We start from the raw sequence: 14,433 nt of genomic DNA on the forward strand, positions 1-14,433 counted from the left end.
GCTTCTACAACAAAAAAGACCGATACATACATGTTTACGGCATACCTATGGGATATCGGACGCTCGTCGCAAAACTTGATAGCGAGTGCCTGCAAGAGTCTTTTCCGGTAGCATTCGCCTCAGTTTGACCCGCCTGGAATCCCCTCATGTCCGACCGCCTGACCCTGCTGCGTCCCGACGACTGGCACATTCATCTTCGCGATGGTGCCGTGTTGACCAATACCGTTGCAGATGTTGCGCGCACCTTTGGTCGCGCCATCATCATGCCTAACCTGGTACCTCCGGTGCGCAACGCCGCTGAAGCCGACGGCTATCGCCAGCGGATTCTCGCTGCCCGCCCGGCCGGCAGTCGTTTCGAGCCGTTGATGGTGCTGTACCTCACCGACCGTACCCAGCCCGAAGAAATCCGTGAAGCCAAGGCCAGCGGTTTTGTCCACGCGGCCAAGTTGTACCCGGCCGGCGCCACCACCAACTCCGATTCCGGGGTCACCAGCATCGACAAGATCTTCCCGGCGCTGGAAGCCATGGCCGAAGTCGGCATGCCGCTGTTGATCCACGGTGAAGTCACCCGTGGCGACGTCGACGTGTTCGACCGCGAAAAAATCTTCATCGATGAGCACATGCGCCGCGTGGTCGAGCGTTTCCCGACCCTCAAGGTCGTGTTCGAACACATCACCACCGGCGATGCCGTGCAGTTCGTCAACGAGGCTTCGGCCAACGTCGGCGCGACCATCACCGCGCATCACCTGCTGTACAACCGCAACCACATGCTGGTGGGCGGGATCCGGCCGCATTTCTACTGCCTGCCGATCCTCAAGCGTAATACGCATCAGGAAGCTCTGCTCGACGCGGCCACCAGCGGCAGCGCGAAGTTCTTCCTCGGCACCGACTCGGCACCGCACGCCCAGCACGCCAAGGAAGCTGCCTGCGGCTGCGCCGGCTGCTACACCGCGTACGCTGCCATCGAGCTGTATGCCGAAGCCTTCGAGCAGCGCAATGCGCTGGACAAGCTCGAAGGGTTCGCCAGCCTCAACGGCCCGCGCTTCTACGGTCTGCCGGCCAACACCGACCGTATCACCCTGGTTCGTGAAGAATGGACCGCCCCGACCAGCCTGCCCTTCGGCGAGCTGAACGTTATCCCGCTGCGCGCCGGTGAAAAACTGCGCTGGCGCCTGCTGGAGGAACACGCGTGAGTGAAGACCATTTCGACGACGAACTGGACGGTCAAGGTGGCGGCGGTTCGCGCCATCCGATGGCAGCGCGCTTTCGCGGCTACCTGCCGGTTGTCGTCGACGTAGAGACCGGTGGCTTCAACTCGGCCACCGACGCGTTGCTGGAGATTGCCGCGACCACCATCGCCATGGATGAAAAGGGTTTCGTCTACCCGGATCACACCTACTTCTTCCGTGTCGAGCCGTTCGAAGGCGCCAACATCGAAGCGGCCGCGCTGGAGTTCACCGGGATCAAGCTCGATCACCCGTTGCGCATGGCGGTCAGTGAAGAAACGGCCCTGACCGACATCTTCCGTGGCGTGCGCAAGGCCTTGAAGGCCAACGGTTGCAAGCGGGCGATCCTGGTCGGCCACAACAGCAGCTTCGACCTGGGCTTCCTCAACGCCGCCGTCGCGCGGCTGGACATGAAGCGCAACCCGTTCCACCCGTTCTCCAGCTTCGACACCGCGACCCTCGCCGGCCTGGCGTACGGTCAGACCGTACTGGCCAAGGCCTGCCAGGCAGCCGACATCGATTTCGATGGCCGTGAAGCGCACTCCGCGCGTTACGACACCGAGAAGACCGCCGAGCTGTTCTGCGGCATCGTCAACCGCTGGAAACAGATGGGCGGCTGGGAAGACTTCGACGACTGATGGTCGTCGGTTTTCTACCGAGCATAAAAAAACCGGCCACATGGGCCGGTTTTTTTTGTACCTCGACGTTGAGCCTTACAGGGCAGCAGCGTTCTCGGTCAGGTAAGCCGCAACGCCTTCCGGCGAAGCGTTCATGCCTTTGTCGCCTTTTTTCCAGTTGGCAGGGCAGACTTCGCCGTGCTCTTCGTGGAATTGCAGAGCGTCGACCAGACGGATCAGCTCTTCCATGTTACGGCCCAGCGGCAGGTCGTTGATGATCTGCGAGCGGACAACGCCTTTGTCGTCGATCAGGAACGCGCCACGGAAAGCCACGCCGCCTTCGGATTCAACGTCGTAGGCCTTGGCGATTTCGTGCTTCATGTCGGCAGCCATGGTGTATTTCACCTGGCCGATGCCGCCATTGTTGACCGGGGTGTTGCGCCACGCGTTGTGGGTGAAGTGCGAGTCGATCGACACAGCGACCACTTCTACGTTGCGCGCCTTGAAGTCAGCCATGCGGTTGTCCAGAGCGATCAGCTCGGACGGGCAGACGAAGGTGAAGTCCAGCGGGTAGAAGAACACCAGGCCGTATTTGCCTTTGATGGCCGAGGACAGGGTGAAGCTGTCAACGATCTCGCCATTGCCGAGTACGGCCGGGACGGTGAAGTCAGGGGCTTGTTTGCCTACGAGTACGCTCATTGATATCTCCTGGTGTAGAAACTTGAAGTTCAGGGTCCGCGCCAGCCTGTCACCCTCAGGCGACAGCCCTGTGACACGAACCCCCTTCGCAAGGGCCGACCATCATACACTGCGTTTTTCGACTGTCCTCAAAGGTTTTTCGCGAAATCCCGGATGGCATTCAGCCATGCACCACCGTTCGTCAGTCACAGCCGTTGGCGATGAAAACCGTTGGGAAAGCACTTTGACAATCATTCTCGTTAACATTAAGATCCATCGCAATTGAGCCACAACCAGCGACGGTTCTCACTTATGTATGTTTGCCTCTGCACTGGCGTCACCGACGGACAGATCCGCGAAGCGATCTATGAAGGTTGCTGCAGCTATAAAGAAGTCCGTCAGGCCACCGGCGTAGCCAGTCAATGCGGCAAATGTGCCTGCCTCGCGAAGGAAGTGGTACGCGAAACCCTGACCAAGCTGCAAACCGCCCAGGCCGCGATCCCCTACCCTGTAGAATTTACTGCAGCGTAATTGCACCCAATTCGAAGAACCGGACTAATGTCCGGTTTTTTATGCCTGAAAATCAATTGCTTAGCGACTAGACGCGGAACACAAACATTCTTATTCCGATTAATTTTCATATATTATTCAATAACTTAGGTTTGACACTTATAAATACCAAGCTCAAACTCCGCCTTATATACCGCTACTTAGGGCAGGACTCCCATCATGAAAGGCGACGTAACAGTCATCCAGCATCTCAACAAGATCCTTGCCAATGAGCTGGTCGCGATCAATCAGTACTTCCTGCATGCGCGCATGTATGAAGATTGGGGCCTGAACAAGCTGGGCAAGCACGAGTACCACGAATCCATCGACGAGATGAAGCACGCGGACAAGCTGATCAAGCGCATCCTGTTCCTCGAAGGCCTGCCGAACGTGCAGGACCTGGGCAAGCTGCACATCGGCGAGCACACCAAGGAAATGCTGGAGTGCGACCTGCGTATCGAGAAGACCGGCCACGCCGATCTGAAGGCCGCCATCGCTCACTGCGAATCGGTTGGCGACTTCGGCAGCCGCGAACTGCTTGAAGACATTCTCGAATCCGAAGAAGAACACATCGACTGGCTGGAAACCCAACTGGGCCTGATCGATAAAGTCGGTCTCGAGAACTATCTGCAATCGCAGATGGGCGAAGACGAGTAATCAGCAAGCGCTGAACTTGAGACATTAAAAAGCCCCGCCCTCTTTCGAGAGGCGGGGCTTTTTATTGCCCGGACTTCAGACTCGCCTAAATCCGGGCTGAAACCGATCAGGCTTCGGACTTGGCCGCAGCAGCCTTGGCGGATGCTTCCTTGACCAGAGTCTGCAGTTCACCGTTGGCGAACATTTCAGCCATGATGTCGCTGCCGCCGACCAGTTCACCAGCTACCCACAGCTGCGGGAAAGTCGGCCAGTTGGCGTACTTCGGCAGGTTGGCACGGATTTCCGGGTTCTGCAGGATGTCGACGTAGGCGAACTTCTCGCCACAGCCCATGACGGCCTGCGCAGCTTTCGCGGAGAAGCCACACTGCGGGGCATTCGGCGAGCCTTTCATGTAAAGCAGAATGGTGTTGTTGGCAATCTGCTCTTTAATCGTTTCGATGATATCCATGGAGCACCTCGGCTGAACTTTCCGACTCATGGGTCGGCACGGTGGCGCATTGTAACGGAATCCCGAGCGCGCTGCTCGGTCTCCCCGACAGACATGCTCAAGCCGCCGCCACCGTCACCGGAACGCCGTTGAGCGCCGCATTGCCCGACAACTCGTCGAGCTGGCATTCATCGGTCAGATCGTTGGCGCTGGAGCCTGGCTGGCCGCTGGCAATCGCCATCTGCACACCCGGTCGGGCATGGCCCCAGCCGTGGGGCAGGCTGACCACGCCCGGCATCATGTCCGCACTACCGAGCACCTCGACCTCGATCTGCCCGACCCGGGAGCTGACGCGCACAAGCTGACCATCAGTGAGCCCGCGACTGGCGAGATCGTCCGGGTTCATCAACAACTGGTGACGCGGCTTGCCCTTCACCAGTCGATGATAGTTGTGCATCCAAGAGTTGTTGCTACGCACATGACGACGTCCAATCATCAACAGTTCACCATCAGCCGGCGCCTGCAAGGCAGAAAAACGCGCCAGGTCGGCAAGAATTTCCGGTGGCGCTGCCTGGACTCGTTGGTTGGCGGTCTTCAAGCGCGGTGCCAGATTGGGCTTCAACGCTCCCAGATCGACGCCGTGCGGATGATCGAACAGCGTCGCCAGCGACAGCTTGTGTTCGGAGGCGTCGCCATACCGACCCATGCGCAGGCCCATGTCGATCATCTTCGCCGGCGGCATCGTCGGCTTCAGTTCCCTGTCGGTCTTCGCCGCAAAAGCCTTGGCCAGGCCGACGAAGATTTCCCAGTCATGCAGCGCGCCTTCGGGCTTGGCGAGGATTGCCCGGTTGAAACGGGTGACGTTGCGCACCGCGAACAGGTTGAAGGTGGTGTCGTAGTGATCGTTCTCCAGCGCCGAGGTGGACGGTAGGATCAAGTCGGCGTAGCGCGTGGTTTCGTTGATGTACAGGTCGACGCTGACCATGAACTCCAGCCCGTCCAGCGCCTGTTCCAGTTGCCGGCCGTTGGGCGTGGACAGCACCGGGTTGCCGGCGACGGTGATCAACGCGCGAATCTGGCCCTCGCCTTCGGTGAGCATCTCTTCGGCCAGCGCTGATACCGGCAGCTCACCACCGTACTCCGGGCGACCCGAGACACGGCTTTGCCATTTGTTGAAATGCCCGCCCGAGGTGGACGCCACCAGATCCACCGCCGGCTCGGTGCACAGAGCGCCGCCCACCCGGTCGAGATTGCCGGTCACCAGGTTGATCAGTTGCACGACCCAATGGCACAGCGTGCCGAAGGCCTGGGTGGAAACCCCCATCCGGCCGTAGCAGACGGCGCTTGGTGCAGCGGCGAAGTCCCGGGCCAGTTGGCGGATCTTTTCGCCGGGAACGGCGCACAACGGACTCATGGCTTCGGCCGTGAACGCCGCCACCGCTGCGCGCACGTCGTCGAGACCGTCCACCGGCAGATGGCTGTCCGACGTCAGCCCTTCGCTGAATAGCGTGTTGAGCACACCAAACAGCAAAGCAGCATCGCCACCGGGACGCACGAACAGGTGCTGATCGGCCATCGCCGCCGTCTCGCTGCGACGAGGATCGACCACCACCACTTTGCCGCCCCGGGCCTGGATGGCCTTCAGGCGCTTTTCCACATCCGGTACGGTCATGATGCTGCCGTTGGACGCCAGCGGGTTGCCGCCCAGGATCAGCATGAAATCGGTGTGATCGATATCCGGGATCGGCAGCAGCAAGCCGTGGCCGTACATCAAGTAGCTGGTCAGGTGATGGGGCAATTGGTCGACAGAAGTTGCCGAATAGCGATTGCGGGTTTTCAGCAGGCCCAGAAAGTAATTGCTGTGAGTCATCAGCCCGTAGTTGTGCACGCTCGGATTGCCCTGATACACGGCGACCGCGTTCTGCCCATGACGCGCCTGAATCGCCGACAGCTTTTCAGCCACCAGCTCAAAGGCCTCCTCCCACTCGATCGGCAACCAGTCACTGCCGACCCGGCGCATGGGCTGGCGCAGGCGATCCGGATCGTTCTGGATATCTTGCAGCGCCACGGCCTTGGGGCAGATGTGCCCGCGACTGAAGGTATCCAGTGCATCACCCTTGATCGAGGTGATCTGCACATGGCCGTCGGTTTCAGTGGTTTCGATGCTCAGGCCACAGATGGCTTCGCACAGGTGGCACGCACGGTGGTGGAGAGTCTTGGTCATGGCCAGTCTCTGTCTTGTTCTGGGCAGGCAATAACGCCTGCGGGAACAAAACTATGGCGCGTGACCGAGCGTGGCGCCAGCGACGTTCGTCTTGTGAATCGACGACCATCAGGCGAGCCGATAGCCCTTCATCGCGATCAGTTGGAAGGCAACTGGGGCGGTGCGGCCAGCTGGATTTCCTGAATGGTTTCAATCTGCTCATGGGCGACGTGCACGCCGGTGAGTTCGCCGATCAGCCGCCAGTGCTCGTCGAGTCCGGTGCTGATGGTCGCCATGCGATCGATCATGTGGCGGCCGGCGGTCTTGACCACTTCGTCTTCACTGCGCAGCAGTTCGAAGGACAAGGAGGTGACCGATGCGGTCAGATGAGTCAGTGAGCGTGCCGTGTGGCCCAGCAATTCCATTAACAGTTTTTCTTTCGATTCCATGCGGAGGCTTCCTGCGTCGCTCGTGAGTTATTTATAACCCAGCACTTTGCTTTAGCAAATGTTTCAGGTCTGACATCCGACCAGCGATTCCATGGCCGACCGGTCGCAAACCGACCAGGCCTGCTCCATCCCCGCCCTGCCTGATTGCCAAGCCAGGCGGCGCCAGTGTACAAAGGTCTGGAATCCGGCTCAAAACCGGCGCTTCGAGTGACCTCGTCACCTCCGCACAATCCGCAAAAATCGTAGCCTATTGGAAAAACGCGACATTTAGTGTCAATATCGCGCCTCCCCCTATTTCGTCGCCCCGTGCGGCTTACGCCGCAGGTCTCGCCCGTTGTTCCTGTAAACAAGGCTTTGAGCATCTGCGGTTTGTAGCAAAAAGGTAGTCAATGATGAGCGCAAGGCACTTTCTCTCCCTGATGGATTGCACGCCCGAAGAGCTGGTCAGCGTGATCCGTCGAGGCGTTGAGCTCAAGGACCTGCGTAACCGCGGCGTACTGTTCGAGCCTCTGAAAAACCGCGTCCTGGGGATGATCTTCGAGAAATCCTCGACCCGTACCCGGATCTCCTTCGAGGCCGGCATGATCCAGCTCGGTGGCCAGGCGATCTTCCTTTCGCCGCGCGACACCCAGCTGGGCCGTGGCGAGCCCATCGGCGACTGCGCCATCGTCATGTCGAGCATGCTCGATGCGGTGATGATCCGTACCTTTGCCCACAGCACCCTGACCGAATTCGCCGCCAACTCCCGCGTGCCGGTGATCAACGGCCTGTCCGATGACCTGCACCCGTGCCAGTTGCTGGCCGACATGCAGACCTTCCTCGAACACCGTGGCTCGATCCAGGGCAAGACCGTGGCGTGGATCGGCGACGGCAACAACATGTGCAACAGCTATATAGAAGCGGCGATCCAGTTCGACTTCCAGTTGCGCGTGGCCTGCCCGGAAGGCTACGAGCCGAATCCCGAGTTCGTGGCCAGGGCCGGTGACCGCGTGACCATCGTCCGCGACCCGAAAGACGCCGTGCGCGGCGCGCATCTGGTGAGCACCGACGTCTGGACCTCCATGGGCCAGGAAGAGGAAACCGCCAAGCGCCTGAAGCTGTTCGCGCCGTTCCAGGTCAACCGTGCCCTGCTCGACCTGGCCGCCGAGGACGTGTTATTCATGCACTGCCTGCCCGCCCATCGCGGGGAGGAAATCAGCCTCGACCTGCTCGATGACCCGCGCTCCGTCGCCTGGGATCAGGCAGAAAACCGTCTCCACGCACAGAAGGCCCTGCTCGAGTTCCTCGTCGAACCGGCATATCACCACGCATGAGTCATGAATTACTGCTGAACCTGCGCAACCTCGCTTGCGGCTATCAAGATCAACGTGTGGTGCAGAACCTCAATCTGCACCTCAACGCCGGTGACATCGGTTGCCTGCTCGGCTCCTCGGGCTGCGGCAAGACCACCACCCTGCGCGCCATCGCCGGTTTCGAACCGGTCCACGAAGGGGAAATCCAGCTCGGCGGTGAAACCATCTCCAGCGCCGGTTTCACCCTCGCCCCGGAAAAACGCCGGATCGGCATGGTGTTCCAGGACTATGCGCTGTTCCCGCACCTGAGTGTCGCGGACAACATCGCCTTCGGCATTCGCAAGCACCCGAACAAGGAGCGCGTCGTCGAAGAGTTGCTGGAACTGGTCAACCTGAAGAACCTCGGCAAGCGTTTCCCGCACGAATTGTCCGGTGGTCAGCAACAACGTGTCGCCCTCGCCCGCGCCCTGGCGCCGGAGCCGCAACTGCTGCTGCTCGACGAACCGTTCTCCAACCTCGATGGCGAACTGCGCCGCAAGCTCAGCCATGAAGTGCGCGACATCCTCAAGGCTCGTGGCACCAGCGCGATTCTGGTGACTCACGACCAGGAGGAAGCCTTCGCCGTCAGCGATCACGTCGGCGTATTCAAGGAAGGCCGTCTGGAGCAGTGGGATACGCCGTACAACCTCTACCACGAACCGGCGACGCCGTTTGTGGCCAGTTTCATCGGTCAGGGCTACTTCATTCGCGGCCAGCTCGGCAGCCCGGAATCGGTGCACACCGAACTCGGTGAACTGCGCGGCAATCGCGCCTACACCTGGCCGACCGGCGGTGCGGTGGATGTGCTGTTGCGTCCGGACGACATTGTTTACGCCCCGGACAGCGGGTTGAAAGCACGGATCGTCGGCAAGACCTTCCTCGGGGCTTCGACCCTGTATCGCCTGCAACTGCCGACCGGCGCGCAACTGGAATCGATCTTCCCGAGCCACGCTGACCATCAGGTCGGAGCGGATGTCGGGATTCGTGTGGCGGCGGAACATCTGGTGCTGTTCCAGGCGTCCGGCAGCACGGCTGCGCAAATTCCAGCGGTGGAAAACGGTGTTCGCCGGTACAGCACGGCTCACTGATCTGTACAAAAGCAATGAGGGAGCCCGATGGCTCCCTTATTTTTTGGCTTCACCCCAGCATCAAGGTGCCGCTCGCAACGAGCGTCGCATTCCCGCCGATCTTCACCCGCTCGCCTTCCAGCCGACAGAACAGCTCCCCGCCACGCGCCGAACGTTGGCAAGCGGTCAGGCTCGACTTGCCCAGACGTTTTGACCAGTACGGAATCAGGCTGCAATGGGTCGAGCCGGTCACCGGGTCTTCATTGATGCCGATTGCCGGAGCGAAGTAGCGCGAGACGAAATCATGCTGATTGCCCCGGGCCGTGACGATGGCGCCGAGCCAAGGCAGCTTGGCCAGGGCGACCATGTCCGGCGTGCAATCGAGCACCGCCTGCTCCGACTCCAGCACCACGAACAGCTCGTTGGAACTCAGAACATCCACCGCCTGAACATTCAACGCCCGCTCGATCTCCACGGTAACGCCTTTCTCCACCGCTTCAATGGCCGGGAAATCCAGCCACAACCGGCCACCTTCGCGGCTGACACTCAACGGCCCGGACTTGCAGATGAAATCAAGACGCTCGGCGCTTTCCTTATAGATCTCGTACAACACATAGGCACTGGCCAGTGTCGCGTGACCGCACAACGGCACTTCGGTGGTCGGCGTGAACCAGCGGATGTGCCAGGCCTGGCCTTCGCGCACCAGAAATGCGGTTTCCGCCAGGTTGTGTTCGGCGGCGATCTTCTGCATCAAGTCGTCCGCGAGCCAGGCGTCGAGCCGATAGACCATCGCCGGGTTGCCACTGAACGGCCGATCGCTGAATGCATCGACCTGATGAAACTCGAGCTGCATAACCTTCTCCCTGTGTCAGTCGAAAGAGCATGCCGCTACGGCTTGTTCATCGCCAGTGACAGAACCGGTCAATTTTTCTCATACAGAACTCAGGCCCGACCAATATCGGCGAACTTCGCCTGGGTGTGCTCGGCAAGGACGGCGGGCGCCAGTTCGACTTCCAGACCACGTCGACCGGCACTGACATAAATGGTCGCAAAACCCTGGGCGGAATTATCAATAAAGGTGCGCAGGCGTTTTTTCTGCCCCAGCGGGCTGATGCCGCCCAACAGGTAACCGGTGGAACGTTGCGCGGCAGCCGGGTCGGCCATCTCCACTTTTTTTACACCGGCGGCGTGGGCCAGCCCTTTGAGGTCGAGACTTCCGACGACCGGCACCACCGCCACCAGCAATTCGCCTTTTTCACTGGCCGCCAGCAGCGTCTTGAACACCTGCGCCGGCTCCAATCCCAGTTTTTCCGCGGCCTCCAGCCCATAGGACGCCGCCTTGGGGTCATGTTCGTAACTGTGCACGCGATGTTCGGCACGAACTTTTTTCAACAAGTCCAACGCAGGGGTCATGGCAGCTCCGGGCTCGGCAGTGGCAAAAAATCCTGCGCCGGATTCTAGGCCATCGGCACGTAAAAGGCTCTACTGCGCGCCACGTTTCCCGGGGCTTGCAGCCTGACAGCCGCATTGCCCGACGGGTGCCCCGCAGGATCATTCACCTGACTGATAGTTTATTTGTGACTGACGGTTCACTTTCGACCTTTGACAGCTTTGTTTCTTGTCTATATTTTTTCGAATCTGAATAATGTAAGAATTATCGTCACCGCAGCACCCAGCAGTAAACCGGGAACAGGATGGGGATCCTGCCCCGGCGAAAATCGCGCCTTGCCCTGTCGGCAACCGCGCCAGACAACAACAAAAACCGAGGTTTTCAATGACAACTGCGTTACAGCAACCATCGCTCTCGAGCCAGTGCCTGGCCGAGTTTCTGGGTACTGCACTTCTGATCTTTTTCGGTACGGGCTGCGTCGCTGCGCTCAAGGTCGCGGGCGCAAGCTTCGGTCTGTGGGAAATCAGCATCATCTGGGGCGTCGGCGTGAGCATGGCGATCTACCTCACCGCCGGGGTTTCCGGTGCGCACCTGAACCCTGCCGTCAGTATCGCCCTGAGCATTTTCGCCGACTTCGAAAAGCGCAAACTGCCGTTCTACATCCTTTCCCAGGTTGCCGGCGCCTTCTGCGGCGCGCTGTTGGTTTACACGCTGTACAGCAACCTGTTCTTCGATTTCGAACAAACTCACCATATGGTTCGTGGCTCGGCCGCCAGCCTGGAACTGGCCTCGGTGTTCTCCACCTTCCCGAACCCTGCGCTGTCGACGGCCCAGGCGTTCCTGGTCGAGGTGATCATCACCGCGATCCTGATGGGCGTGATCATGTCCCTGACCGACGACAATAACGGTCTGCCGAAAGGCCCGCTGGCGCCGCTGCTGATCGGCCTGCTGATTGCCGTGATCGGCAGTTCGATGGGCCCGCTGACCGGTTTCGCGATGAACCCGGCCCGTGACTTCGGTCCGAAACTGATGACTTTCTTCGCGGGCTGGGGTGAAATTTCCTTCACCGGCGCACGTGAAATTCCGTACTTCCTGATTCCGATTTTTGCACCGATTGTCGGTGCCTGCCTCGGCGCCGCCGGGTATCGCGGGCTGATCGCCCGTCACCTGACCGGCGCCACACCTGCTACAAAGGACGCAGAACCGGCCATTGACGGCAAACCAAGAACTTCTTGAAACAGTCGGCGCGGGTTCCTGCCCATTTCGAGCCCGCGCCACGGCCCACTCACCCTTATTTCGTCCAAGGCAATCGACATGACCGACATTCAGAATAAGAACTACATCATTGCCCTCGATCAGGGTACGACCAGCTCCCGCGCGATCATTTTCGACCGCGATGCGAACGTGGTCTGCACCGCGCAGCGCGAATTCGCCCAGCATTACCCGCAAGCCGGTTGGGTCGAACACGACCCGATGGAAATCTTCGCTACCCAGAGCGCAGTGATGGTCGAGGCGCTGGCCCAGGCCGGTCTGCATCACGACCAGGTGGCCGCCATCGGCATCACCAACCAGCGTGAAACCACCGTGGTCTGGGACAAGGCCACCGGCCGCCCGGTCTACAACGCGATCGTCTGGCAATGCCGCCGCAGCACCGAGATCTGCCAGCAGCTCAAGCGCAACGGTCATGAAGACTACATCCGTGAGAACACCGGCCTGGTCACCGACCCGTACTTCTCCGGCACCAAACTGAAGTGGATCCTCGACAACGTCGAAGGCAGCCGTGAGCGTGCGCGCAATGGCGAACTGCTGTTCGGCACCGTCGACAGCTGGCTGATCTGGAAATTCACCGGCGGCAAGGTGCACGTCACCGACTACACCAACGCCTCGCGCACCATGCTCTTCAACATCCACTCGCTGGAGTGGGATTCGAAGATGCTGGAGATCCTCGACATCCCGCGCGAGATGCTGCCGGAAGTCAAAGCCTCCTCGGAAATCTACGGTCGCACCAAGAGCGGCATCGCCATCGGCGGTATCGCCGGCGACCAGCAAGCTGCACTGTTCGGCCAGATGTGCGTCGAGCCGGGCCAGGCAAAAAACACCTATGGCACCGGCTGCTTCCTGCTGATGAACACCGGCGACAAAGCGGTGAAGTCCCAGCACGGCATGCTCACCACCATTGCCTGCGGCCCGCGCGGCGAAGTGGCCTACGCACTGGAAGGCGCAGTGTTCAACGGTGGCTCCACCGTGCAGTGGCTGCGCGATGAACTGAAAATCATCAACGACGCCCACGACACCGAGTACTTCGCCAATAAAGTGAAGGACAGCAACGGCGTGTATCTGGTGCCGGCATTCACCGGCCTCGGCGCTCCGTACTGGGACCCGTATGCCCGTGGCGCGCTGTTCGGCCTGACTCGCGGCGTACGTGTGGATCACATCATCCGCGCTGCGCTGGAATCGATCGCCTACCAGACCCGCGACGTACTCGACGCCATGCAACAGGACTCCGGCGAACGCCTGAAAGCCCTGCGCGTGGACGGCGGTGCGGTGGCGAACAACTTCCTCATGCAGTTCCAGGCCGACATCCTCGGCACTCAGGTCGAGCGCCCGCAAATGCGCGAAACCACTGCACTCGGTGCTGCGTACCTTGCCGGTCTGGCGTGCGGTTTCTGGGGCAGCCTGGAAGAACTGCGCGGCAAGGCAGTGATCGAGCGCGAGTTCGAACCGAGCCTGGACGAAGCGGCAAAAGAGAAGCTGTATAAAGGCTGGAAAAAAGCGGTCAGCCGTACCCGTGACTGGGAACGTGAAGACGCCGAATAAGCCACGAACCGGACTCGTATCCGTATGTAACTGGTAGGGAGCGGATTCCTGCGGCATCATGGGCAAATTTTGCACGGCAGCCCAAAGGAAGCCCCATGAATCTGCCTCCCCGTCAGCAGCAAATCCTCGAGCTGGTCCGCGAACGCGGCTATGTGAGCATCGAGGAAATGGCCACGCTGTTCGTTGTTACCCCGCAAACCATCCGCCGCGATATCAATCAACTGGCGGAAGCCAATCTGCTGCGCCGCTACCACGGCGGCGCCGCCTATGATTCCAGCGTCGAAAACACCGCCTATGCGATGCGCGCCGATCAGATGCGCGATGAAAAACAACGCATCGGTGAAGCCATCGCCGCACAGATTCCCGATCACGCCTCGCTGTTCATCAACATCGGCACCACCACCGAATCCATCGCCCGCGCCCTGCTCAATCACAGCCACCTGAAAATCATCACCAATAACCTGCACGTCGCCTCGATGCTCAGTGCCAAGGATGATTTCGATGTGCTGCTCACCGGCGGCAATGTCCGTCGCGACGGCGGCGTGGTGGGTCAGGCGAGCGTGGACTTCATCAACCAGTTCAAGGTCGACTTTGCGCTGGTGGGCATCAGCGGCATCGACGAAGACGGCAGCCTGCTCGACTTCGATTATCAGGAAGTGCGGGTGTCCCAGGCGATCATCGCCAATGCCCGGCAGGTGATCCTGGCGGCGGACTCCAGCAAGTTCGGCCGTAACGCGATGATCCGCCTCGGTCCGATCAGCCTGATCGATTGCCTGGTCACCGACCAGCAGCCAGTGCCGGCCCTGGCGCAACTGCTGAGCCAGAACAAGATTCGTCTGGAAGTCGTTTAACCCTCCTCACGCATAAGGCGCCTTCATGGGCGCCTTATGCGCATCTGATGTTCGAATATTTTCTTTTAGCCGCCCTTCGATGAGTTTTTTCAATCGAAGTCGACTGGCTGCGTGCGTCTTTATGGGCTACCATTTTCGCAAATGAACATTCATGTTCGATTTCCAAGACAG

15 protein-coding genes are annotated in these 14,433 nt (G+C 60.0%); 9 read left to right on the forward strand and 6 right to left on the reverse strand.

The features are described 5' to 3' along the window. The first annotated feature begins 146 nt into the window (after positions 1 to 146). Complete coding sequence (gene pyrC, locus IF189_RS22480; protein WP_134827956.1) at positions 147 to 1,193, forward strand: dihydroorotase; 1,047 nt, start codon at positions 147 to 149, stop codon at positions 1,191 to 1,193. Then, on the forward strand, positions 1,190 to 1,864 hold the full coding sequence (gene rnt / locus IF189_RS22485) for a ribonuclease T (RefSeq protein ID WP_085709496.1): 675 nt from the start codon (positions 1,190 to 1,192) through the stop codon (positions 1,862 to 1,864). Before pyrC ends, rnt begins: the two co-directional genes overlap by 4 nt. A 75-nt stretch (positions 1,865 to 1,939) precedes the next feature. Here rnt and IF189_RS22490 read toward each other — a convergent pair whose 3' ends face one another. Continuing rightward, the gene (locus tag IF189_RS22490) at positions 1,940 to 2,542 is read right to left on the reverse strand and encodes a peroxiredoxin (protein ID WP_007963972.1); all 603 of its coding nucleotides are present in this window, start codon (positions 2,540 to 2,542) and stop codon (positions 1,940 to 1,942) included. 291 nt (positions 2,543 to 2,833) lie between these two features. Here IF189_RS22490 and IF189_RS22495 point away from each other — a divergent pair, with 291 nt between their 5' ends. After that, positions 2,834 to 3,052, forward strand: coding sequence for a bacterioferritin-associated ferredoxin (locus IF189_RS22495; protein ID WP_003227725.1), 219 nt, complete (start codon positions 2,834 to 2,836; stop codon positions 3,050 to 3,052). A 198-nt stretch (positions 3,053 to 3,250) separates the two neighbouring features. After that, positions 3,251 to 3,727: a bacterioferritin gene (gene bfr, locus IF189_RS22500; protein ID WP_011335740.1), complete on the forward strand. Its 477-nt coding sequence runs from the start codon at positions 3,251 to 3,253 to the stop codon at positions 3,725 to 3,727. A gap of 106 nt (positions 3,728 to 3,833) precedes the next feature. Here bfr and grxD read toward each other — a convergent pair whose 3' ends face one another. The 3 genes from grxD to IF189_RS22515 all read right to left on the reverse strand — a co-directional run bounded on the left by grxD (position 3,834) and on the right by IF189_RS22515 (position 6,806). Beyond that, complete coding sequence (grxD, locus tag IF189_RS22505) at positions 3,834 to 4,175, reverse strand: Grx4 family monothiol glutaredoxin (RefSeq protein ID WP_039765841.1); 342 nt, start codon at positions 4,173 to 4,175, stop codon at positions 3,834 to 3,836. Positions 4,176 to 4,272: 97 nt separating this feature from the next. Next, a complete protein-coding gene (locus tag IF189_RS22510) occupies positions 4,273 to 6,378 on the reverse strand; it encodes a molybdopterin oxidoreductase family protein (RefSeq protein ID WP_134827957.1) in 2,106 nt (701 codons plus the stop codon). 137 nt (positions 6,379 to 6,515) lie between these two features. Beyond that, positions 6,516 to 6,806: a hypothetical protein gene (locus IF189_RS22515; RefSeq protein WP_065258633.1), complete on the reverse strand. Its 291-nt coding sequence runs from the start codon at positions 6,804 to 6,806 to the stop codon at positions 6,516 to 6,518. Between the two features lie 392 nt (positions 6,807 to 7,198). Between IF189_RS22515 and argF the strand changes: the two genes are divergently transcribed. Beyond that, positions 7,199 to 8,119, forward strand: a complete 921-nt coding sequence (gene argF / locus IF189_RS22520; protein ID WP_134827958.1) for an ornithine carbamoyltransferase — start codon at positions 7,199 to 7,201, stop codon at positions 8,117 to 8,119. Continuing rightward, positions 8,116 to 9,225, forward strand: coding sequence for an ABC transporter ATP-binding protein (locus IF189_RS22525; protein WP_114885218.1), 1,110 nt, complete (start codon positions 8,116 to 8,118; stop codon positions 9,223 to 9,225). The genes argF and IF189_RS22525 overlap by 4 nt, the downstream gene beginning before the upstream one ends. A gap of 49 nt (positions 9,226 to 9,274) precedes the next feature. Here IF189_RS22525 and IF189_RS22530 read toward each other — a convergent pair whose 3' ends face one another. Then, positions 9,275 to 10,057: a PhzF family phenazine biosynthesis protein gene (locus IF189_RS22530; RefSeq protein WP_134827959.1), complete on the reverse strand. Its 783-nt coding sequence runs from the start codon at positions 10,055 to 10,057 to the stop codon at positions 9,275 to 9,277. 89 nt (positions 10,058 to 10,146) lie between these two features. Then, complete coding sequence (gene ybaK / locus IF189_RS22535) at positions 10,147 to 10,617, reverse strand: Cys-tRNA(Pro) deacylase (protein ID WP_085709490.1); 471 nt, start codon at positions 10,615 to 10,617, stop codon at positions 10,147 to 10,149. A 361-nt stretch (positions 10,618 to 10,978) separates the two neighbouring features. Between ybaK and IF189_RS22540 the strand changes: the two genes are divergently transcribed. The 3 genes from IF189_RS22540 to IF189_RS22550 all read left to right on the forward strand — a co-directional run bounded on the left by IF189_RS22540 (position 10,979) and on the right by IF189_RS22550 (position 14,262). Beyond that, positions 10,979 to 11,830, forward strand: coding sequence for an MIP/aquaporin family protein (locus IF189_RS22540; RefSeq protein WP_134827960.1), 852 nt, complete (start codon positions 10,979 to 10,981; stop codon positions 11,828 to 11,830). A 78-nt stretch (positions 11,831 to 11,908) separates the two neighbouring features. Next, on the forward strand, positions 11,909 to 13,411 hold the full coding sequence (gene glpK / locus IF189_RS22545) for a glycerol kinase GlpK (protein WP_134827961.1): 1,503 nt from the start codon (positions 11,909 to 11,911) through the stop codon (positions 13,409 to 13,411). Between the two features lie 95 nt (positions 13,412 to 13,506). Then, complete coding sequence (locus tag IF189_RS22550; RefSeq protein ID WP_085709487.1) at positions 13,507 to 14,262, forward strand: DeoR family transcriptional regulator; 756 nt, start codon at positions 13,507 to 13,509, stop codon at positions 14,260 to 14,262. Positions 14,263 to 14,433 lie beyond the last annotated feature (171 nt).

Origin of the sequence: Pseudomonas sp. IzPS59, from assembly GCF_014863505.1 — a bacterium.
In the GTDB taxonomy this organism is placed as follows: Bacteria; Pseudomonadota; Gammaproteobacteria; order Pseudomonadales; family Pseudomonadaceae; genus Aquipseudomonas; species Aquipseudomonas kribbensis.

Coding starts and splice junctions, on each gene's coding strand:
- pyrC (WP_134827956.1), top strand. CDS start 147: ATGTCCGACCGCCTGACCCTGCTGCGTCCCGACGACTGGCACATTCAT.
- IF189_RS22490 (WP_007963972.1), bottom strand. CDS start 2,542: ATGAGCGTACTCGTAGGCAAACAAGCCCCTGACTTCACCGTCCCGGCC.
- IF189_RS22495 (WP_003227725.1), top strand. CDS start 2,834: ATGTATGTTTGCCTCTGCACTGGCGTCACCGACGGACAGATCCGCGAA.
- bfr (WP_011335740.1), top strand. CDS start 3,251: ATGAAAGGCGACGTAACAGTCATCCAGCATCTCAACAAGATCCTTGCC.
- grxD (WP_039765841.1), bottom strand. CDS start 4,175: ATGGATATCATCGAAACGATTAAAGAGCAGATTGCCAACAACACCATT.
- IF189_RS22510 (WP_134827957.1), bottom strand. CDS start 6,378: ATGACCAAGACTCTCCACCACCGTGCGTGCCACCTGTGCGAAGCCATC.
- IF189_RS22515 (WP_065258633.1), bottom strand. CDS start 6,806: ATGGAATCGAAAGAAAAACTGTTAATGGAATTGCTGGGCCACACGGCA.
- argF (WP_134827958.1), top strand. CDS start 7,199: ATGAGCGCAAGGCACTTTCTCTCCCTGATGGATTGCACGCCCGAAGAG.
- IF189_RS22525 (WP_114885218.1), top strand. CDS start 8,116: ATGAGTCATGAATTACTGCTGAACCTGCGCAACCTCGCTTGCGGCTAT.
- IF189_RS22530 (WP_134827959.1), bottom strand. CDS start 10,057: ATGCAGCTCGAGTTTCATCAGGTCGATGCATTCAGCGATCGGCCGTTC.
- ybaK (WP_085709490.1), bottom strand. CDS start 10,617: ATGACCCCTGCGTTGGACTTGTTGAAAAAAGTTCGTGCCGAACATCGC.
- IF189_RS22540 (WP_134827960.1), top strand. CDS start 10,979: ATGACAACTGCGTTACAGCAACCATCGCTCTCGAGCCAGTGCCTGGCC.
- glpK (WP_134827961.1), top strand. CDS start 11,909: ATGACCGACATTCAGAATAAGAACTACATCATTGCCCTCGATCAGGGT.
- IF189_RS22550 (WP_085709487.1), top strand. CDS start 13,507: ATGAATCTGCCTCCCCGTCAGCAGCAAATCCTCGAGCTGGTCCGCGAA.